The sequence below is a fragment of the Streptomyces ortus genome, assembly GCF_026341275.1.
Taxonomy (GTDB): Bacteria; Actinomycetota; Actinomycetes; order Streptomycetales; family Streptomycetaceae; genus Streptomyces; species Streptomyces ortus.
Genome location: NZ_JAIFZO010000002.1, coordinates 6,780,812 through 6,802,038, shown reverse-complemented (window position 1 = coordinate 6,802,038; position 21,227 = coordinate 6,780,812). Strand labels below are relative to the sequence as shown.

The 21,227-nt window shown below is 70.5% G+C and carries 17 protein-coding genes; 11 read left to right on the top strand and 6 right to left on the bottom strand.

What is annotated here, in order from left to right; all coding sequences use genetic code 11:
- Nucleotides 1-178 precede the first annotated feature (178 nt).
- Nucleotides 179-340: an MFS transporter small subunit gene (locus K3769_RS32990; RefSeq protein WP_210888248.1), complete on the bottom strand. Its 162-nt coding sequence runs from the start codon at nt 338-340 to the stop codon at nt 179-181.
- A complete protein-coding gene (locus K3769_RS32985) occupies nt 327-1,643 on the bottom strand; it encodes an OFA family MFS transporter (RefSeq protein WP_267029908.1) in 1,317 nt (438 codons plus the stop codon). The genes K3769_RS32990 and K3769_RS32985 overlap by 14 nt, the downstream gene beginning before the upstream one ends.
- Before the next feature lie 444 nt (nt 1,644-2,087).
- On the opposite strand from K3769_RS32985, the gene K3769_RS32980 reads away from it, so the two are divergent.
- The 7 genes from K3769_RS32980 (at nt 2,088) to K3769_RS32950 (ending at nt 12,101) form a co-directional block, all read left to right on the top strand.
- On the top strand, nt 2,088-3,059 hold the full coding sequence (locus K3769_RS32980; RefSeq protein WP_267029907.1) for a 2-dehydropantoate 2-reductase: 972 nt from the start codon (nt 2,088-2,090) through the stop codon (nt 3,057-3,059).
- Between the two features lie 64 nt (nt 3,060-3,123).
- Complete coding sequence (locus K3769_RS32975; RefSeq protein ID WP_267029906.1) at nt 3,124-5,049, top strand: molybdopterin oxidoreductase family protein; 1,926 nt, start codon at nt 3,124-3,126, stop codon at nt 5,047-5,049.
- A 42-nt stretch (nt 5,050-5,091) separates the two neighbouring features.
- The gene (locus K3769_RS32970) at nt 5,092-6,915 is read left to right on the top strand and encodes an NAD(P)H-dependent oxidoreductase subunit E (protein ID WP_267029905.1); all 1,824 of its coding nucleotides are present in this window, start codon (nt 5,092-5,094) and stop codon (nt 6,913-6,915) included.
- A complete protein-coding gene (locus K3769_RS32965) occupies nt 6,912-7,772 on the top strand; it encodes a 2Fe-2S iron-sulfur cluster-binding protein (protein WP_267029904.1) in 861 nt (286 codons plus the stop codon). The genes K3769_RS32970 and K3769_RS32965 overlap by 4 nt, the downstream gene beginning before the upstream one ends.
- A 7-nt stretch (nt 7,773-7,779) precedes the next feature.
- Nucleotides 7,780-8,643 carry a formate dehydrogenase accessory sulfurtransferase FdhD gene (gene fdhD, locus K3769_RS32960; protein ID WP_210888260.1) on the top strand — a complete coding sequence of 288 codons (864 nt, stop codon included), beginning with the start codon at nt 7,780-7,782 and terminating at the stop codon, nt 8,641-8,643.
- A gap of 253 nt (nt 8,644-8,896) precedes the next feature.
- The gene (locus K3769_RS32955) at nt 8,897-10,834 is read left to right on the top strand and encodes an exo-alpha-sialidase (RefSeq protein WP_267029903.1); all 1,938 of its coding nucleotides are present in this window, start codon (nt 8,897-8,899) and stop codon (nt 10,832-10,834) included.
- A 10-nt stretch (nt 10,835-10,844) separates the two neighbouring features.
- Nucleotides 10,845-12,101, top strand: a complete 1,257-nt coding sequence (locus tag K3769_RS32950; protein ID WP_267029902.1) for a DUF5005 domain-containing protein — start codon at nt 10,845-10,847, stop codon at nt 12,099-12,101.
- On the opposite strand, the gene K3769_RS32945 is transcribed toward K3769_RS32950, so the two are convergent.
- Complete coding sequence (locus tag K3769_RS32945; protein ID WP_267029901.1) at nt 12,040-13,113, bottom strand: bile acid:sodium symporter family protein; 1,074 nt, start codon at nt 13,111-13,113, stop codon at nt 12,040-12,042. The genes K3769_RS32950 and K3769_RS32945 overlap by 62 nt on opposite strands.
- Before the next feature lie 180 nt (nt 13,114-13,293).
- Between K3769_RS32945 and K3769_RS32940 the strand changes: the two genes are divergently transcribed.
- Complete coding sequence (locus K3769_RS32940) at nt 13,294-14,160, top strand: LysR substrate-binding domain-containing protein (RefSeq protein ID WP_267029900.1); 867 nt, start codon at nt 13,294-13,296, stop codon at nt 14,158-14,160.
- Nucleotides 14,161-14,256: 96 nt separating this feature from the next.
- Here the strand turns inward: K3769_RS32940 and K3769_RS32935 are convergent, their stop codons facing one another.
- Nucleotides 14,257-14,787 (bottom strand): TetR/AcrR family transcriptional regulator, encoded by a 531-nt coding sequence (locus K3769_RS32935; protein WP_267029899.1) that lies wholly within the window; start codon nt 14,785-14,787, stop codon nt 14,257-14,259.
- Nucleotides 14,788-14,967: 180 nt separating this feature from the next.
- Between K3769_RS32935 and K3769_RS32930 the strand changes: the two genes are divergently transcribed.
- The gene (locus K3769_RS32930; RefSeq protein ID WP_267029898.1) at nt 14,968-15,330 is read left to right on the top strand and encodes a DUF4267 domain-containing protein; all 363 of its coding nucleotides are present in this window, start codon (nt 14,968-14,970) and stop codon (nt 15,328-15,330) included.
- A 286-nt stretch (nt 15,331-15,616) separates the two neighbouring features.
- Entirely contained in the window at nt 15,617-17,443 is a 1,827-nt protein-coding gene (locus K3769_RS32925; RefSeq protein ID WP_267029897.1) for an AMP-dependent synthetase/ligase, read from the top strand.
- Between the two features lie 102 nt (nt 17,444-17,545).
- Here K3769_RS32925 and K3769_RS32920 read toward each other — a convergent pair whose 3' ends face one another.
- Together K3769_RS32920 and K3769_RS32915 are read right to left on the bottom strand one after the other, a co-directional pair.
- Nucleotides 17,546-18,193, bottom strand: coding sequence for a LysE family translocator (locus K3769_RS32920; protein WP_267029896.1), 648 nt, complete (start codon nt 18,191-18,193; stop codon nt 17,546-17,548).
- Nucleotides 18,194-18,397: 204 nt separating this feature from the next.
- Entirely contained in the window at nt 18,398-20,074 is a 1,677-nt protein-coding gene (locus K3769_RS32915) for a B12-binding domain-containing radical SAM protein (protein ID WP_267029895.1), read from the bottom strand.
- A 289-nt stretch (nt 20,075-20,363) separates the two neighbouring features.
- Between K3769_RS32915 and K3769_RS32910 the strand changes: the two genes are divergently transcribed.
- On the top strand, nt 20,364-21,152 hold the full coding sequence (locus tag K3769_RS32910; protein ID WP_267031633.1) for an aldo/keto reductase: 789 nt from the start codon (nt 20,364-20,366) through the stop codon (nt 21,150-21,152).
- The last annotated feature ends 75 nt before the right edge of the window (nt 21,153-21,227 follow it).

The following is a 21,227-nucleotide window of genomic DNA, read 5'->3' as shown; positions in this document are numbered from 1 at the left end:
GACTCACCAGTCTGATCAGGTACTCACGGGTACGCGGGCACGTAAAGTCACAGGATTGCCGCGCCACCCTTGTCGGCTTCCGTCAGACCCTCGGACGCCCGAACACCCCTCCAGCGGACGTTCGGGTACCTATCCCATGATCACGTCCGGCGGTCCGCCCATGACCGCGAGCGGGCGCCTATCCGGTGAACAACTGGGTCGCTTTCTGCACGAGCTCGTACAGACCATAGGCCAGCGGCGCTCCCACCCAGACCCAGGCGAAGACGATCAGCGGGCGGCGGTCGGGCACCGGGCCGTCCGCCGCGGCGCCGTCGGGCGGGCTGCTGTCACTCGTGGACATCGGCGGCCTCCTTCTGGGCGGGGACGTGGTGGCGGGCGTCGACGGGCCGGACCAGCTCGTTCGCGATGAATCCGACCACGAGCAGCCCGATCATGATGACCAGCGACAGTCCGTAGAGGGACGCACCGGATTTGCCGGCCTCCTCCTGCCGGTCCGCGATCCAGTTGACGATCAGCGGTCCGAGGACCCCGGCCGTGGACCAGGCGGTGAGCAGCCGCCCGTGGATCGCGCCGACCTGGTAGGTCCCGAAGAGGTCCTTGAGGTAGGCGGGGACGGTCGCGAAGCCGCCTCCGTAGAAGGAGAGGATCACCAGCGCGGCGATGATGAACACGGGCTTCGAGGAGTCCCCGACCCAGGCGATGAGCGCGTACATCAGCGCGCCGACGCCCAGGTAGACGCGGTAGATGTTCTTCCGCCCGATCAGGTCGGACGTGGAGGACCAGCCGATGCGGCCCGCCATGTTCGCGGCCGAGAGCAGCGCGACGAAACCGGCCGCCGCCGACACCGAGACGGGGGTGGAGGTGTCCGCGAAGAAGTCCGTGATCATCGGCGCGGCCTTCTCCAGGATGCCGATGCCCGCGGTCACGTTCATGCAGAGCACGATCCACAGCAGCCAGAACTGCGGGGTGCGCACGGCGCTGCTCGCGGAGACCTGGACGCCCTCCAGGGGGGCCGGGGTGCCGTCGGCCGCGGTCTTCGCGGGACGCGGCACCCGCACCAGGAACACACCGAGCGACATGAAGACGGCGTACGTGAGTCCGTGCACGAGGAAGGCGAGGGCGATGCCCGAGCTGTCGGAGCCGAAGGACTCCAGCATCTGCGCGGACCACGGGGAGGCGATCAGCGCGCCGCCGCCGAAGCCCATGATGGCGATGCCGGTGGCCATGCCCGGCCGGTCCGGGAACCACTTGATGAGCGTCGAGACGGGCGAGATGTAGCCGATGCCCAGGCCGATGCCGCCGACGAAGCCGTAGCCGAACACGATCAGCCAGTACTGCTCGGTGGCGGCGCCGAGGGCGGAGAGCAGGAAGCCCGAGGAGAAGCAGATCAGGGCGACCGTCATCGCCCAGCGCGGTCCGTTGCGCTCCACGAGGGTGCCGCCGAACGCGGCGGACAGGCCGAGCATCACGATGCCGAGCTGGAAGGGCAGGGCGCTCTGGGTGCCGCTGAGGTCGAGCGCCGACTCCAGGGAGGGCTTGAACACGGACCAGGCGTAGGCCTGTCCGATGGAGAGGTGGACCGACAGGGCCGCGGGCGGGACCAGCCAGCGGCTCCAGCCCGGTGGGGCTACAGGGGGACTCATGATCCGGACCATAGGAAGCGGTTGTTCAGTTGGGAAGCCGGTCCACCCCAACTGGTCGACCGTATGCGGTGAACGGTATGCGGGGTGCGGTGAACGGTCGGTCTGAGCCGACGAACGGTATTTCCGGCCGAACTCCGTGCCTGTACCAAGGGTGTTCGTGAGGCGACCCTCAGCGAGCCCTTGAGCCCGCTCCAACCCGCGCTGATCCCCGCGGACGGCTCGTGCCAGGTGCTGCGCGAACCCTTGCTGCCCCAACTCCCATACTGTAGACAATATTCAGTCGACATGGTTCACCACGCTTCACCGCCTGTTCAGCGTCTCCTCGGTACCCTCGACCGAACGGAGCCCCCAAGTGACTGTGCTATCCCGGGGAGCAACCCCCGGACCCCCGGCAGAAAAGCAGGTCGGCCGGCACGGCCGGAACCTCTTCGCGAGGAGGTTCCGGTGAAAGTGGCAGTTCTCGGCGCCGGTGCGATCGGCGCCTACGTCGGAGCCGCGCTGCATCGCGCGGGTGCCGATGTGCACCTCATCGCCCGTGGACCGCATCTCGCGGCCATGAGGCAGCACGGAGTGCGCGTGCTCAGCCCGCGCGGCGACTTCACCGCCCGGGCCCACGCCACCGACGACCCGGCCGAGGTCGGCCCGGTCGACTTCGTCTTCCTGGGCCTGAAGGCCAACTCGTACGCGGCGTGCGGGCCGCTCATCGAGCCTCTGCTGCACGACGGGACCGCGGTGGTCGCCGCGCAGAACGGCATTCCCTGGTGGTACTTCCACCGGCACGGCGGCCCGCACGACGGCCACCGCGTCGAGAGCGTGGACCCCGGCGGCGCGGTCAGTGCGGTCATCGCGCCCTCCCGGGCCATCGGCTGTGTCGTCTACGCGGCGACCGAACTGGCGGGCCCCGGAGTGGTCCGCCACCTCGAAGGCACCCGGTTCTCCATCGGCGAGCCCGACCGTACGGTCTCGGCGCGCTGTACGGAGTTCGGCGCGGCCATGCTGGCCGGCGGGCTCAAGTGCCCGGTCGAGCCGGACCTGCGCAACGACATCTGGCTCAAGCTGCTCGGCAACATCTCCTTCAACCCCATCAGCGCCCTGGCCCGGGCCACCATGCGGCAGATGTGCCTGCACGGCGGCACGCGCCGGGTCATCGAGATCATGATGACCGAGACGCTCGCGGTCGCCGAGGCACTGGGCTGCCGGGTGGGCGTCTCCATCGAGCGGCGCCTGGCCGGCGCGGAACGGGTCGGTGACCACCGCACCTCCACGCTCCAGGACCTGGAGCGCGGCAAACCGCTCGAACTCGACGTGCTGCTCGCCGCCGTCGTCGAACTGGCGGAGATCACCGACGTCCCGGTCCCCACGCTCCGCACCGTGCACGCCATCTCGGACCTGCTCGCCCTGAGGACCGCCGCATGAGCCGTATGAGCCGTACGAGGAGCCCCGTAACGAACCTCCGCGTACAGAACCTGAGGACCGCCGTATGAGGAAGCGAGACCGAACTCCCCGGATCTACAACCGACTTCAGTACCCCATGGTCCGTGACTCCCGTGACGAGCCCTTCCGCAGGGCGAGTTGGGACGAGGCCCTGGACCGTGCCGCCCTTGGCCTGGGCGCGGCACGCGGCGCGTTCGGCCTGTTCTCCTGCGCCCGCGCGACCAACGAGATGAACTACGTGGCGCAGAAGTTCGCCCGCGTGGTCATGGGCACCAACAACGTCGACTCCTGCAACCGCACCTGCCACGCACCCAGCGTGGCGGGCCTGTCGGCCGCGTTCGGCTCGGGCGGCGGCACCTCCTCGTACGCCGAGGTCGAGCACACCGACCTGATCGTGATGTGGGGCTCCAACGCCCGTTTCGCGCACCCGATCTTCTTCCAGCACGTCCTGAAGGGCATCAGGAACGGCGCCCGGATGTACGCGGTCGACCCGCGCCGCACCTCCACGGCGGAGTGGGCCGAGAGCTGGCTCGGGCTGAACGTGGGCACGGACATCCCGATGGCCCACGCGATCGGCCGCGAGATCATCCGGGCGGGTCTCGCGAACGAGGCGTTCATCGAGCGGGCGACCACCGGTTTCGAGGAGTACAAGCGGCTCGTCGAACCGTGGACGCTGTCGCTGGCGGAGAAGGTGACGGGCGTACCGGCCGCCGCGATAAGGGAGTTGGCGCACGCCTACGCCCGCGCCGAGCGCGCCCAGCTGTGCTGGACGCTCGGCATCACCGAGCACCACAACGGCACGGACAACGTCCGGGCGCTCATCAACCTGTCGCTCCTGACCGGGCACGTGGGCCGCTTCGGTTCCGGGTTGCAGCCCCTGCGCGGACAGAACAACGTGCAGGGCGGCGGTGACATGGGCGCCATCCCGAACCGGCTGCCCGGCTTCCAGGACATCCTCGACGCGGACACCCGGCTGAAGTTCGAGTCGGCGTGGGACACCGTCATCCAACCGCACTACGGGATGAACCTGACGGAGATGTTCGAGGCCATGGACGAGGGCTCGCTCAAGGCCGTCTACTGCATCGGGGAGAACCCGGCGCAGTCGGAGGCCGACAGCGGACAGGCCGTACGCCGGCTGGGGGGCCTCGGCTTCCTCGTCGTCCAGGACATCTTCCTGACGAAGACGGCCGAGCTGGCGGACGTGGTGCTCCCCGCGACGGCCGGCTGGGCCGAGACCGAGGGCACCACGACCAACAGCGAGCGGCGGGTGCAGCGGGTGCGGCGGGCGGTCGTCCCGCCCGGCGAGGCCCGCGAGGACATCGACATCCTCTGCGACCTCGCCTCCCGCATGGGACACGAGTGGAAGTACGAGGACTCCGAGGCGGTGTGGGACGAGCTGCGGTCGGTGTCCCCGGACCACTACGGGATGACGTACGAGCGTCTTGAGGAGCACCAGGGCATCCAGTGGCCCTGTCCGCAGACCGACCGGATCGAACCGACCTATCTGCACGGCAGGTTGTGGGAGTCCGACCCGGCGGCGCGGGGCCGGCTCGCGCCGTTCGGGATCGTCCAGCACGATCCGCCGGTCGATCTGACGGATGAGCGGTTCCCGATCCGGCTGACCACCGGGCGGCGGCTCGACTCGTACAACACCGGTGTGCAGAGCGGTGGTTTCGCCTCGCCGCTGCGGCGCGGCGAGTTCGTCGAGCTGTGCCCGGAGGACGCGGAGCGCTACGGCGTGGTGGTCGGCGAGCAGGTCCAGGTCTCCTCGCGGCGCGGTTCGGTGGTGGCCCCGGTGTGGGTCGACACCGCGCTGCGGCCCGGCCTCGCGTTCATGACCATGCACTTTCCCGACGAGGTGGACACCAACCAGCTGACGATCGAGGCCAACTGCCCGATCGCGGGGACGGCGGAGTTCAAGGCGTCGGCGATCCGGATCGAAAAACTGCCGGTCGCCGCTCAGGTGAAGTGACGTGATTCCCGTAGTGCCGCGATTCGAGTGAGGTGATGTCAAGTGGACCTGCACTTCGGTGACAGCAAACCGACGGACGAGGAACGGGCGGCGATCGACACGCTGCTCGGCCCTCCCGAGTCTTCGTGGGAGGGCGCCGACCGGTCCGACGCCGACCTCAGGTGGGCACGCGGCGGACGGGCGGCCCGGGAACGTCGTGACCTGCTGTTGCCGGGGCTGCACGCCGTCCACGACCGGATCGGCTGGATCAGCGAGGGCGCCCTGGACTACCTGTGCCGGCGGCTGACCGTGCCGCCGGCGGAGGCCTACGGGGTCGCCACCTTCTACGCGATGTTCTCGGTGAAGCCGCGCCCGGCGACGGTCCTGCACGTGTGCACGGACCTGGCGTGCGCGGCGGCCGGGGCGTCGGAGCTGTGCGCCGGGGTCGAGGCCCGCCTGGGTCTCGGCAGCGGGGTGAGCGTCGAGCGCAGCCCCTGCCTCGGCCTGTGCGAACGGGCCCCGGCCGCCCTCGCCGTCAAGGCCGGGGACCCGGTGCGTACGGCCGTGTCGGCGCCCGCGACCGTCGAGCGGGCCGTGCTCGCGGCGAGCGCGCCCGACTCGGCGCCGGAGGAGCCGCCGGCCGCGCTGGCGGTCCCGCAGGCCGGGGACCCCTCGCTGACGCTGCTCGGCCGGGTCGGCGTGGTCGATCCGGCCTCGCTCGACGACTACCGGGCGCACGGCGGTTACACGGCCCTGCGGCAGGCCTTCGCGCTCGGCCCCGCCGGGGTCATCCGCGAGGTCACCGACGCGGGCCTGGTCGGGCGTGGCGGCGCCGCCTTCCCCACCGGCCGCAAATGGCAGGCCACTGCGTCCCAGCCCGGCCACCCGCACTACCTCGTCTGCAACGCCGACGAATCCGAGCCCGGCACCTTCAAGGACCGCGTGGTCATGGAGGGCGACCCGTACTCCCTCGTGGAGGCGATGACGATCGCGGCGTACGCGGTCGGCGCGCACCGGGGCTACCTCTACCTGCGCGGCGAGTACCCGCGGGCCCTGCGCCGCATGGAGCACGCGATCGGACAGGCACGCGCGCGCGGCCTCCTCGGGGACGACGTCCTCGGCCAGGGGTACGCCTTCGACATCGAGATCCGGCGCGGCGCGGGGGCGTACATCTGCGGTGAGGAGACCGCGCTCTTCAACTCCATCGAGGGGTACCGGGGCGAGCCGCGGTCGAAGCCGCCCTTCCCCGTGGAGAAGGGCCTGTTCGGCAGACCCACCGCCGAGAACAACGTGGAGACGCTGGTCAACGTCCTGCCGATCCTCACCATGGGGGCCCCGGCGTACGCGGCGACCGGCACCGGCGGTTCCACCGGGCCGAAGCTGTTCTGCGTGTCCGGCAGCGTGGACCGGCCCGGCATCTACGAGCTGCCGTTCGGCGCCACGCTCGGCGAGCTGCTGGAACTGGCGGGTGTACGCGAGAGGCTGCGCGCTGTCCTCCTCGGCGGCGCGGCCGGTGGCTTCGTACGGCCCGACGAGCTGGACATCCCGCTCACCTTCGAGGGCACACGGGCGGCCGGCACGACACTCGGCTCCGGGGTGGTGCTGGCCTTCGACGACACCGTGCCGCTGCCGCGGCTGCTGCTGCGGATCGCCGAGTTCTTCCGGGACGAGTCGTGCGGGCAGTGCGTGCCGTGCCGGGTCGGGACCGTACGCCAGGAGGAGGCCCTGCACCGCATCGTCGAGCGGACCGGCGCCGACGCGGCGGCCGACATCACGCTGCTGCGGGAGGTGGGCCGGGCCATGAAGGACGCCTCGATCTGCGGTCTGGGACAGACCGCGTGGAACGCCGTGGAATCCGCCATCGACCGCCTGGGGGCGTACGAATGACCGTGACATCGCTGGGGATCCCCCGCCGCCTGCTGGAATTCACGATCGACGGACAGTCCGTGCGGGCGCCGGAGGGCTCGACGATCCTCGACGCCTGCCGGTCGGCGGGCAAGGACGTACCGACCCTGTGCCAGGGCGACACCCTCACCCCCAAGAACGCCTGCCGGGTCTGCGTCGTCGAGGTCGAGGGCGCCCGCACCCTCGTCCCGGCCTGTTCCCGCAAGGCGGAGGCGGGCATGGAGGTGCGCACGGACACCGAGCGGGCCCGACACAGCCGCAAGGTCGTCCTGGAGCTGCTCGCGTCCTCCGTGGATCTGTCGACCACACCGGAGGTCGCCGGCTGGCTCAAGGAGTACGAGGCCAAGCCCGACCGGTTCGGCCCCGACGCGGCCCGGGTCGACGAGCAGCCGAGGATCGACAACGACCTCTATGTGCGCGACTACGACAAGTGCATCCTCTGCTACAAGTGCGTGGACGCCTGCGGGGACCAGTGGCAGAACACCTTCGCCATCTCGGTCACCGGCCGCGGTTTCGACGCCCGGATCGCCGTCGAGCACGACGGCCCCCTCACCGATTCGGCCTGCGTGTACTGCGGCAACTGCATCGAGGTGTGCCCGACGGGTGCGCTTTCGTTCAAATCGGAGTTCGACATGCGTGCGGCGGGTACGTGGGACGAGTCGGCGCAGACCGGGACGACCACGGTGTGCGCCTACTGCGGAGTGGGCTGCAATCTCACCCTGCACGTACAGGACAATGAGATCGTCAAGGTCACCTCGCCGCACGACAACCCGGTGACCCACGGCAACCTCTGCATCAAGGGCCGTTTCGGCTACCAGCACGTACAGAACCGGGACTGATCAGGACATGGGACGAGTCACGGAACGACGCAAGGTGATCCGCATCCGCGACGGGGTGGTCTCCGCCCGTCCGGACACGCTCGTCGCCGAGGAACCACTGGAGATCCGCCTCAACGGAAAACCCCTCGCGATCACGATGCGCACCCCGGGCGACGACTTCGCGCTCGCGGCGGGCTTCCTGGTCAGCGAGGGGGTGCTGGGCGCGGCGGACGAACTGCAGAACATCGTCTACTGCGCGGGCGCGACGGTGGACGGCTCGAACACCTACAACATCGTCGACGTACGCACGGCGCCCGGCGTCGTCATCCCCGACATCACGCTCGAACGCAACGTGTACACGACGTCGTCCTGCGGGCTGTGCGGCAAGGCCAGCCTGGACGCGGTCCGCACGACGGCCCGCTGGACGATCGACGACACGCACGGCGACACGGCTCCCCCGGTACGGCTCGGGCCCGAACTGCTCGCGAGCCTCCCCGACCGGCTGCGCGCGGCGCAGCGCGTGTTCGACCGGACCGGGGGTCTGCACGCGGCGGCCCTGTTCACGGAGGACGGCGAACTGGTCGACATCCGGGAGGACGTGGGCCGGCACAACGCGGTCGACAAGCTGGTCGGCCGCGCCCTGCAGAACGGCTCCCTGCCGCTCTCCCGCACGGTCCTGCTGGTGTCGGGGCGCGCCTCCTTCGAGCTGGCCCAGAAGGCGGTGATGGCGGGCATCCCGGTGCTCGCCGCGGTCTCGGCGCCCTCCTCCCTGGCGGTGGACCTGGCCGCCGAGTCGAACCTCACCCTGGTCGGTTTCCTGCGGGGCACCTCCATGAACGTGTACGCGGGCGAGCACCGCATCGCTCTGCAGGCCGCGGCCGCCCAGGGCTGAACCGGTCTCCCCGCTGCACGGCGGCGGGGCCCCGATCCGGCGGGGAGCGCCCCCTGCGCCGGAGGGGCCCCGCCTCAAAACGGGCCGTCGGGGCGTGGCCGAAAGTTCTCGCGCCGCGGCCGTGCGCCCTTCTTGTGAGGTGCCTGGGAGCCCAGTAGCGTCTGTGGCGCACCGTCAGGACATGGGATGTCCGGATGTCCTGACGCGCGCTTCGCACGAAACGCATCCAGACGCATGAAGGGCAGGCCGCACCATGCCGTCAGGTCTTCGCGCACGCCCCCGAATTCGCCGCACGGCCAGACCGTGGAGGACCGCCGTCACAGGCGCTCTGACGGCGGTCCTCACCCTCACCGCGCTGCTCGGACTGCCGGGCACTGGACAGGCCCGGACGGCCTCAGAGCCCCGTGCGGGCCGCGAAGCCGCCGCGTTCGAGCAGCAGGTGCTCTTCAAGGCCCCGCAGGATCCCGGATACGCCTGCTTCCGGATCCCGGCCGTCGTCAGGACGGTCGAGGGCACCCTGCTGGCGTTCGCCGAGGGCCGGGTGAACGACTGCAGCGACGCCGGTGACATAGACCTCGTGCTCAAGCGGTCCACCGACGGGGGCCGCACCTGGGGCCCGCTGCAGATCATCAACGAGGGCGCGGGCGACACGCACGGCAACCCCGCGCCGATGGTGGACCGGAAGACCGGCCGGATCGTCCTGGCCGAGACGTACAACACGGGCCGTACGGACGGCGGCAACTGCGCCGTCCCGTGCGACCGCACCCCGCACCTGCAATACAGCGACGACGACGGGCTCACCTGGTCCGAACCCCGCGACCTCAGCGCCGAGATCCTGCCCGCGCACTGGAACTCCTGGTACGCGACCGGGCCGGTGCACGGCATCCAGCTGACCCGTGGCAAGCACGCGGGACGGCTCGTCCTCGCCGTCAACACCGAGACGTGGGACGGCAGCCGTGTCAGTGCCAACCACGCCGCGCTCGTCGTCAGCGACGACGGCGGCGACCACTGGCGGATCGGGGCGACGGACTCGTGGCCGACCGCGCGGGACGGCACGTTCCGGCAGAAGCCCTCCGAGATGACCGTCACCGAGCGCGCCGACGGCACGGTCCTGGTCAGCGGGCGCGAGCAGGACGGCACAGATCTCGGCCACCGCACCCAGGCGTTCAGCACCGACGGCGGCGACAGCTTCACCTCGCGCTTCAAGGCCCTGCCCGACCTGTACACCCCGCAGGTGCAGGGCTCCACGCTGCGGCTGGGCGACCGGATCCTGCTCGCCTGTCCCGGCGACCCGGACCGCCGCCGCACGATGACGGTCCGCTCCTCCTACGACGGCGGGCGCACCTGGGACAGCGTCGACCGCGGCACGATCGTCACGACGGACTGGTCCGGCTACTCCGACCTGGTCGGCATCGGCGCCGGCACGGCGGGCCTGCTGTACGAGGGCGGCGCCGTGGACGCCCGCGACGAGATCCGCTTCGCACGGTTCACCGAGGACTGGCTGACCCCGCGCCGCGGCCCGGACCCGACCACCCCGGACCTGGCACCGCGTGCACCCGGCGCGGCCGTCCTCGGCGGTGCGACGGAGACGGACGGGGTGTCCGGCGGTGCCCTCGCCTTCGACGGCGCCGACGACGCCGTCCGCCTGCCCTTCCGGACCCGACTGCCGCTCGGGACCGAGGACTTCACCGCGTCGCTGTGGTTCCGCTACACGGCAGCCACGGGTGAGCAGCCGTTCCTGTGGATGGGCGGGGTCGGGACCACACAGCCGCAGGTGTGGCTGCGCGGCGAGCCCGCGAACAACCGGGTCCAGGGCCTGATCACCACCCGGGACGGCGCGAACGCCCCCCGCTCCGCGTCCGTGCGCACCACCGGCGCGTACAACGACGGGGGGTGGCACCATCTGGCACTGCGCCGGGGCGCGGGACAGCTGACGCTGTTCCTCGACGGGAGCGTGGCCGCGACGACCGCGGACGTACCGGGATCGGTGAGCCGCAACTCGCCGTTCGGGGTGCACATCGGCCAGAAGCTGGACAGCCGGGCCCACTTGACCGGCGCGATCGACGACGTCCGGGTCTACGACCGGGCGTTGAGCGACGGCGAGCTGGCCGGGCTGCACACCGGGGACGCGTCGGTGACCGGCGGAACCGTCCTGTGGCTGCCCATGGACCAAGTGAGCGGCGGCCACTAACGTCCCGGGCGTGCCCCACGACACACGAGGACACGGTGCGACACGACAGCGCGCGGGGACCGGGCTGGGTCTGCTCCTGGCCCTGGTCCTCGGGGCGGTGCTGCTCACCGCCCTCCCCGAGGACGACGGCGGGGACGCCGCCTGCACGGCCCGTACGGTCCGCTCCTGGGCCCCGGACACCGGCGTCACGGACGAGTTCGCGCGGTACGGGGACGACGCGTCGCGGGCCGACGACTGGACCGGCGGCGACGGTACGCACTCGGTGCGGCTGCCGGACGGGCGGGTGCTCTGGCTGTTCTCGGACACCTACCTCGGCCAGGTGTACCGTCCGCCGAACCCGGCGGGCGAGTCCTACGCCTGGCGGGACACCACCGCGCCGCTCGTGCGCAACTCGGCCGTGGTCATGCGGGACGGGCGTCTGCAACGCACGCTGCCCGCCCCGCTGTTCGCCGACCCGGCGCCCGGCCAATGGCGCTGGCCGGTGGCGGCGCGCGTCGAACCCCGCTCCCCCGGCTCGTCCGAGCAGGTCGTACGGGTCGTGCTGTGGACCCGTACAACCGGCGCGTACCCCTGGATCTACGGGGTGCCGACCGCCACCGAGGTCGCCACGCTGTCGCTGCCCGGGCTGCGGCTCGAAGGGATCACCGAGGTCCTCGACCAGCGGCAGGTCCGGGATCCGGCGCGGCGGGTGCTGTTCGGCACGACCGCGCTGACCCACGACGAGGACTGGACGTACGTGTTCGGCGGGGACGACGCGCGGGCCGCCGCCCGGCCCGCGTCGAACGCGTACGTCGCGCGCGTGCCCCGGGGACGGCTCGCGGACCCGGACGCCTGGCGCTACTGGGACGGCGAGCGGTGGACCATCCCCTCCCGCATGGAGCCCGTCCTGGGGGCCGGCGGCCGCGGCGGGGACAAGGGGGTGGGCAGCGCGTTCACGGTGGCCCGCGACGGGGGGACGTACGTCCTGTTCACGATGGCGGCGGGCACCGAAGGGCTGACGACCGTCACCTCGTACTGGGCCTGCTCCCCCACCGGGCCCTGGCACGGGCCCGGCAAGGGTTTCGGCGCGCCGCTGCCGGAGCGGGGGGCGGGCGTGGCGGCGTACAACCCGCAGGTCCATCCGGCGATCAGCGGGGGCGGGCTGGTGCTGAGCTACGACGTCAACTGGCTGGACGCGAACGGCGGGGCGACCGCGCAGGCCAACCTCAGCCGGAACGTGTCCCTGTACCGACCGAGATTCGTGACGCTGCGGCTGGGTCCGGGGTGAGGGACGGCCCCGATCCCGGCCCCGGCTGCGGCTGCGGCTCGGCCTCCGGGTCGCGGGAGCGGCGCTTGGCGATGACCGCGCAGACCATGAGCTGCATCTGGTGGAAGAGCATCAGCGGCAGTACGGCCAGCGAGGCGTGGGCGCCGAACAGCACGCTCGCCATCGGCAGTCCGGACGCCAGGGACTTCTTCGAGCCGGCGAACTGGATGGCGATACGGTCCTCCCGGCCGAACCCGAGGGCCTTGGCGCCGTACCAGGTCACCGACAGCATCACGGCGAGCAGGACGGCCTCGACGGCGAGCAGTCCGCCCAGGCGCAGTGGGCTGACCTGGTGCCAGATGCCCTGCACCATGCCTTCGCTGAAGGCGGTGTAGACGACCAGCAGGATCGACCCGCGGTCGACGTAGCCGAGGACCTTCTTGTGGCGCGCGACGAAGCCGCCGATCCAGCGGCGCAGGAGCTGTCCGGCCAGGAACGGCACGAGCAACTGCAGCACGATCCTCAGGAGCGAGTCCGCGGAGAAGCCGCCTCCCGTGCCGCCGAGGAGCGCCGCGGCGAGCAGCGGGGTGAGCACGATTCCCACCAGGGAGGAGAAGGAGCCCGCGCAGATGGCGGCGGGCACGTTGCCGCGTGCCATGGAGGTGAAGGCGATGGAGGACTGGACCGTCGAGGGCACGAGGGTCAGGAAGAGCAGCCCGGTGTAGAGGTCGTGGCTCAGAAACACCGGTTCGAGGCCGCGGGCGGCCAGCCCGAGCAGCGGAAAGAGGACGAACGTGCAGGCCAGAACCGTGAGATGCAACCGCCAGTGCCGTACGCCGTCCATCGCCTCGCGGGTGGACAGCCGCGCCCCGTAGAGGAAGAAGAGGAAGGCGATCGCCGCGGTGGAGGCGCCGGAGGCGACCTCGGCACCGGCGCCCCGGGCGGGCAGCAGGGCGGCGAGCCCCACCGTCCCGAGCAGCAGCAGGATGTACGGGTCTATCGGCAGCCAGGACGGCCACTTGAGGCGTTTCACGGTGCTCCGATGGTGCGGGGTCTGCTGGATTTTCCCGGTCTTCCCGGTTCTCCCGGGCTTCCGGGCGTCTTGCGGACGGTGCGTGCCCTCTCCATCGTCCTCCTCCGACCCTTGATCGGGAATCCGGTACACCGCTCTGACTGTCATCACGATGTGCGATGACGCGGTAGCCTCGGGCCCGTGTACGACCCCTCGCAGTTGCGTACCTTCCTCGCCGTGGCCCAAACGCTGAGCTTCACGCAGGCGGGCCGGCGGCTCAGGCTGCGCCAGTCCACGGTCAGCCAGCATGTGCGCCGCCTGGAGAGTGCCACCGGGCGGCAGCTGTTCACGCGGGACACCCACTCCGTGGAGCTGACGGAGGACGGGGAGGCGATGCTCGGGTTCGCGCGCCGGATCCTGGAGGCGCACGAGCAGGCGGCGGCGTTCTTCGGCGGCACGCGGCTGCGCGGGCGGCTGCGGTTCGGCGCCTCGGAGGACTTCGTCCTGACCCGGCTGTCCGAGATCCTTGAGGGGTTCCGCCACGACCATCCCGAGGTCGACCTGGAGCTGACGGTGGAGCTCTCGGGCACGCTGCACGAGCAGCTGGCCGACGGGCGGCTCGATCTGGTGCTGGCCAAGCGGCGCCCCGAGGACCCCCGCGGCGAGCTGGTCTGGCACGACCGCATGGTGTGGATCGGCGGGGAGCGGCTGCGGCTCGATCCCGACCGTCCGGTCCCGCTGATCGTGTACCCGCCGCCGGGCATCAGCCGGGTGCTGGCCCTGGAGGCCCTGGAGCGGCAGGGCAGGTCCTGGCGCGTCGCGTGTACGAGCGGCAGCCTCAACGGGCTGATCGCGGCGGCCCGCGCGGGGCTCGGTGTGATGGCCCACACGCGGGGTCTGATCCCGCCGGGCCTGGTCCGCGTCCCCGACCGCGCGAACCTCCCGGAACTGGGCGAGGTGGACTTCGTCCTGCTCCACGGCAGCCGCCCCACGTCGTCCCGAGGCGCGGCGGACGCACTGGCCACCGCAATCCTGACCTCCCCGGACCGCCTGCACCGGGCGCCCTAGGGGGCGCGGGCAACGGCGCGGCCGACCCCGACCGCCCGCAGGCCGAGCGGCTGCTGGGCCGTCCGCGATTCCCGGCAGGGTCAGGATCGGGCCAGGTCACTCGGTCAGGATGCGGTGGGCGTGTTCCAGTCGGCTCCGGACGCGTGATGCGGGCTGGCGTCCGCTCGTCTGGAGGGTGGCGAGGCCGTGCAGGGTGGCCCAGGCGACTTCTGCCCTGACGTGGTCGGGGCTGGGGAAGACCTGGTGGATCGCCGCGAAGGCGCGCCGGAGCGCTTCGGGGGCGTCCTCGGTCCCGAATCCCAGGTCTGTGGGCATCGAGAACATGGCTTCGTACAGGTGGGGCCGCGCCGACGCGAAGTCGAGGTAGGCGCGCATACGTGCCATGGGGTCGCTGTCGGCCGCTTCGAGTACTTCGGCGATTTCCGTGAACCCGCTCAGGGCCACGGCGTCGATGAGCGCTTGCCGGTTGGTGAAGGCCGAGTAGAGCACCGGCTGGCTGACGCCGAGTGCGGAGGTGACCCGGCGCATCGTCACCGCCTCCCAGCCCTCCGACTCGGCGAGTTCTCGTGCGGCGCGGATGATCCGGTCGCGCCGCAGATCCAGGTCCGGTGCCGGTCTAGGGGACATGGCGCTGACCCTAACACGGTTATCTATCAACGCTAGCGAACGATGGCGCCCTTGCGGCGCACGCTTCCGCGGCGCCCGGCCGCATGGAGGGGGCCGTCACCGCGGACGCGTGGTCGCGCCGGGCAGACGTATGCTAGCGTCGTTACAGAACGCTGTTAGATAACACTGAAAGGCATCCTCATGGCGATCGCCGCCCTCGTTGTCGCACTCCTCGGCTGTGCCTTCATCCTGTTCATCGGCGGCCGGTTCCTGGTGGCCCCCCGTGCCGCCATGGCCGGATTCGGGGTGCCCGAAGGCAGCCTCCGTGCTCTGACCAGCATCAAGGGCGTTCGCGACATCACCTCAGGAGTGGTGCCACTCGCCGCCCTCGCGGCCGGCGGTACCCACGTCTTCGGCTGGGTCATGCTCGCCGCGGCGATCACCCCGATCGGAGACGCCGTCGTCGTCCGCACCAACGGAGGGACCCTCCGCCACGCGCTGACCGTTCACGGGTCCACAGCCGCGCTGCTCATCACCGTCGGCCTCGTCCTCGCGCTCGCCTAGCAGGGACGCGGGCCACGACAGTGCCCCGTTCCGCCCGCCGACCCGCGCGGCGGCACTCCCGTAAAGGCCGAAAGGCCACGTAAGCACCCCGTACAGATTCCGTGGAGATTACGGAACCGAAACTTACGGATGAGTAAGGATTCTGTCCCGGCCTCCCCCCTTGTGGCCGGATTTCAGGGGTTGACCTGTGCATACGCCACCCCCCGCCCCCCTCCGCCGCCCCTCCCGCGGCAGCGTTACGTGGGGTAGCTTTCAGCGCGCTGCGAGCACCTTCAAGGAGCGGGGATTGAGCGAGTTCACCAACCCTCCCCTGGCGTCGGCACCGCCGGTGGGCGGCCTGGCCGATGCCGTGTTCGAGTATGCCCAGGAGGACCCCCTCCACATCGCCCTGGGCCGCAAGGACGAACAGGGCGGATGGCGCGACGTGACGTCCGCCGAGTTCCGTGACGAGGTCCTCGCCCTGGCGAAGGGCCTACTGGCGCACGGCGTCCGCTTCGGGGACCGCGTCGCGATCATGTCCCGTACGCGCTACGAGTGGACCCTCTTCGACTACGCGCTGTGGTCGATCGGCGCGCAGGTCGTCCCGATCTACCCCACCTCGTCGGCCGAGCAGGTCTTCTGGATGCTGCACGACGCCCAGGTGTCGGCGGCCATGGTGGAGCACGAGGACCACGCGATGACCGTCGCCACGGTCATCGACCGGCTGCCGACGCTGCACAAACTGTGGCAGCTCGACGCCGGCGCCGTACAGGAGCTGTACGAGGCCGGTGGCCACATCGAGGACGAGGTGGTGCACCGCCACCGCCGCGCGGTCACCCCGGAGTCGACGGCGACGATCATCTACACGTCCGGCACCACCGGCCGCCCCAAGGGCTGCGTCCTGTCCCACGCCAACTTCATGTTCGAGACGGACACGGCGATCGGCCGCTGGGAGCCGCTGTTCCACTCCAAGCGCGGCGACGAGGCGGCCACCCTGCTGTTCCTGCCGCTCGCGCACGTCTTCGGGCGGATGGTGCAGGTCGCCGCGATCCGGGGGAAGGTCAAGTTCGGCCATCAGCCGCAGCTCAACGCGGCGGCCCTGCTGCCGGATCTGGCCGCGTTCCAGCCGACGTTCTTCCTGGCGGTGCCGTACATCTTCGAGAAGGTCTTCAACGCGGCCCGCCGCAAGGCCGAGAAAGAGGGCAGGGGCGGCCCGTTCGAGAAGGCGGTCGAGGTCGCGGTGCGCTACGCGGACGCCGTGGAGGCCAAGGCGTGGGACATCGGCCCCGGCCCCTCGACGGCCCTGCGCATGCAGCACCAGCTCTTCGACAAACTCGTCTACTCCAAGATCCGGGCCGCGATGGGCGGACGCGTACGGCACGCGATGTCCGGCGGCTCCGCGATGGACCGCCGCCTGGGCCTGTTCTTCGCGGGCGCCGGCGTGCAGATCTACGAGGGGTACGGGCTCACCGAGTCCACGGCCGCCGCGACCGCCAACCCGCCGGAGCGCACCCGGTACGGGACAGTGGGCCAGCCCATCCCCGGCACGACCGTGCACATCGCGGACGACGGCGAGATCTGGCTGAACGGCGACAACGTCTTCCAGGGCTACCTCAACGACCCGAAGGCCACCGACGCGGCCCTGCACGACGGCTGGCTGGCCACGGGTGACATCGGCGTGCTCGACGAGGACGGCTACCTCACCATCACCGGGCGCAAGAAGGAGATCCTGGTGACCTCCGGCGGCAAGAGCGTCTCGCCGGGCGTCCTGGAGGAGCGGGTGCGCGACCATCCGCTGGTCGCGCAGTGCATCGTCGTCGGCAACGACCGGCCGTACATCGCGGCGCTCGTCACGCTCGACGGGGAGGCCGTCGACCACTGGCTGCAGATGCGGGGCAAGTCCCCGCTCGCCCCCGCCCAGTTGGTGCGGGACCCCGACCTGGAGACCGAGGTACGGCGGGCCGTGGTCGCGGCGAACACCCTGGTCTCCCAGGCCGAGTCCATCCGCACGTTCCGGATACTGGCCCACCAGTTCACCGAGGAACACGGTCTGCTGACCCCGTCCCTGAAACTGAAGCGCAAGGCGATCGAGAACGCGTACGCGACAGAGGTGGAGGCCCTGTACCGCGCGTAGCGGGCCTTCACACGTCCGCGGGACCGGCGCGGCAGCCTCAGCCGGCCGGCTGATCACTTCTCCGGCCGGCCGCGGACGGCCGCGCCCCGACGACGATGCCGCTCAGGCCGGGGGCTGCGGCTGCGACTGGTCCATCACCAGCAGCAGGGCGAGCACACCGAGAGCGGATCCCGTGGCGTACCGCTGTACCCGCAGCCAGACGGGCCGTGCGACGAGGAACTCCGACAGCGCCCCCGCGGCCATGATGATGACCAGGTTCGCGGCGACGCTGACGGCTATCTGGATGCCGCCGAAGGCGAACCCCTGGAGCAGGACGTCGCCCGCCCGGGGATCGACGAACTGCGGGATCAGTGAGAGGTACAACAGAGCGATCTTGGGGTTGAGGAGGTTCGTGACCAGCCCCATGACGAAGAGCCGCCGGGCCGAGAGGTCCGCCGTCTCACGCGGCGCGAAGACGGATGCCCCGTCCGACCTGAACGCCTGCCAGGCCAGCCATCCCAGATAGACGGCGCCCGCGATCTTGAAGGAGGTGTACATCACGGGGACGGTCCGCAGCACGGTCAGCAGACCGAGGTTCGTCACCACCACGAAGGTCAGGGCACCGGTGGCGACCCCGCCCAGGGACACCACTCCCGCGCGGCGCCCCTGGGAGATGCTCCGCGACACCATGTACATCATGTTCGGTCCGGGAGTCGCCACGAGGCCCAGGGATATCACCGCCACGCTGATCCCGTCGCTCACGTTCACCACGGATGCTCCCCGGCGGGGCCGGAGGGCCGTGCCCCGGCTGCGCCGGCGAGGCCCGCCCGGGAGGGCCGATGCGCGGCAGCGGACTCCCTTCGTGACGTCTTCCGTGACGTCTTCCGTAACGTCTTCCGTAACGTCTTCTTCCTGCTGTTGTTCTCTTTCATCGATCCCCCGTGTTTTCTCCGCGCTCCGCGCTCCGCGTTCGTGTCAGAGCCGCGCGCAGATGTCGTCCAGCAGTCGTCGCTCGACCGCTTCGTCCTCGTCGACCCCGCCGAGCATGTAGCCGCCGAACTTCATGTGTCCGCGCTCCTGGCCGAGGGCGATCACCCCCCGGCCGACTTCGGCGATCGCGGCCTCCACGTCGGCGAGTTCGACCTCCGTGTTGGCTCGGATGTACAGCTCGGTCAGGCGCCTGGCCGGAATGATCTCGCCGTGCGCGGCCCGTACTTCGGGGTGGGCGTGGAAGCTCTCCCAGTACATGCGCGAGCCGGGTATCACACCCGGTGCCGCCACCGAGACGGTGGTGATGGTGTCCCGGTAGGTCTCCGCGAGGGAGAGCCAGGAGTCCACCTCTTCGCGAAGGTTCTTCCGCGTGGTGCCGGGCAGTCCGAGAATTCCCGAGGCGTAGATCTTGTAGTCCAGTTCACTGGCGAGTTCGAGCGCCTCAAAAACGCGGTCCGGGCCCTTGTTTATCCCCTTGGAGTCGCCCTTCAGGAGCTTCGGGTCGAACGCCTCCAGGCCGACGTTCCACGTGCGGACGAAGCCCTGGCACAACTTGGCCGACTGGAGGAACTCGAAGACCAGCCCGTAGGCGAGGAGGAACCGGTGGTCCCGGAGAACAGGTGAAGCGGCGCAGCGTTCGGCGAGTTCGTCGAGGTAACCGATGTCGCCTCCCCACTGCGCCCGGGAGAACCCCAGAGTGGAGTCCCCGGCGGCGTAGACATTGGCGCCGAGACCGCCGACCACCTTCTCCAGTGCCGGCACGATCGAGTCCATCCGGGCGAACTTCGGAGTGAGCCCTTGGATCGAGCAGTGTTTGCAGCGGCGCCCCGGGCGTTTACCCCATGTGCAACCGGCGTCCAGCGGCAGGGTGACCATGCGTTTGAGGTCGTAGTGATGGGCGTACCAGACGTCGAACGCCTTGTCGTAGTAACGCTCCAGTTGGTCCTCGATGAGTGCGTAGTCGGGGAGGATGCGACGGTCGAGCGGATAAGTGGGGGCGGGCTGATTGACGACCCGCGAGTTCTCGCGATAAGCGAGGGAAGGGACGCGTTTCAGGTCAAGTTGCCCACGTAACGCGTACAGGAGGCCGAGCATGGTGAAGGGGCCGTTGTTTCCGGTACTGATGAAATCGACGAGGCGGTGGCCGTAATGGCCGGTGAGTATCTCCTGATGGAGAATTCCCGCATGATCGTTGCCGAACACGATCACCGCCGCGGGATTCACGCGCTTGATCTCCGCGGCGACGACGAAGGCCCACAGCGCGGTGGAGGTGTAGACGGTGAACGCCGCCACGTCCGGGGGGTCGGCCGCGATGGCGGCGCGTACGTCCTCCCAGTCGACATGACTCAGGTCGAGGTAGGTCCAGGAGAGGTCGGGCAGGAACCGCTGCTGGTAGGTGATCATCTCGACCAGACCGGAGTGCGGGTAGACCGTCCCCTCGTTCTGGTACCGCTCCTGGCCGTCCACCCCGCCGACGAGCGCCCCGCCGCCCGAGTGGCCGCCGCGGTGCGCCGAGGTGAGGGGCAGCGCGATGTACCACACCGACAGGGCGGCGGAGGCCGGACGAGGTCCGGAGCCGGCCCCTCCCGGTGGCGGGAACTCCCACTGGAACCGGCCATCGATACCGACGACCTCTTCCACCGGTTCCAAGCCCATCTCCATGACGTCTCCCGCCCGCAGTCGGCACCAAGGAGCCCCAGCGTCGCCACCCGCCCGGCCCGTGTCACGCGCCGTTCCGCTGAGCGGACCGGGGTCGGGGCCTGCCGCGAGCGGTGTCCGAAGGGGAACTTTCCGGCCAATCTCCCCACCGGTCTCCCTTTCGACCGGCGAACACACGGGACAGGAATGCACGACAGCCCGTGATCGTTCACGATGGAGTACCACCCGACGACGTAAGGATCGAAAGCTCGTGAGCAAGGTCCCCCCGATCACCCTGAACAACGGCGTCGAGATGCCCCAGCTGGGCTTCGGTGTCTGGCAGGTGCCGGACGACGAGGCCGAGCGAGCCGTCTCCACCGCGCTGGAGGCCGGGTACCGCAGCATCGACACCGCCGCGGTCTACGGCAACGAAGCGGGCACCGGCAGGGGCCTCGCCTCCTCCGGCGTCGCCCGCGAGGACCTCTTCGTCACCACAAAGCTCTGGAACTCCGACCAGGGCTACGACTCGACGCTGCGCGCCTTCGACGCGTCCCTGGAGAAGCTCGGCCTCGACTACGTCGACCTGTACCTCATCCACTGGCCGATGCCGGACCGGGGCACCTACGTCGACACGTACAAGGCCTTCGAGAAGCTGCACGCGGACGGCCGCGCCAAGTCCATCGGCGTGTCCAACTTCCACCCGGAGTACCTGGAGAAGCTGCTCGACGCGACGTCCGTCGTGCCGGTCCTCAACCAGGTCGAGCTGCACCCGCACCTTCAGCAGTCCGCCCTGCGCGAGTTCCACGCGGAGCACGGCATCGCCACCGAGGCCTGGTCCCCGCTCGGCCAGGGCAAGGGCCTCCTGGAGGTCCCCGCGATCGTGGCCATCGCCCGCAAGCACGACCGTACGCCCGCCCAGGTCGTCCTGCGCTGGCACCTCCAGCTGGGCAACGTGGTGATCCCCAAGTCCGTGACCCCCTCCCGGATCAAGGAGAACATCGACGTCTTCGGCTTCACGCTCGACGACGAGGACATCGCCGCGATCACCGCTCTCGACGAGGGCCGCCGCCTGGGTTCCGACCCGGCGACGGTCAACGACTGACCGCGAGCAGCCGTACGACCGCATGAGGGCATGAGGGCATGAGGGAGCCGCCGCCCGGTCGGGCGGCGGCTCCTC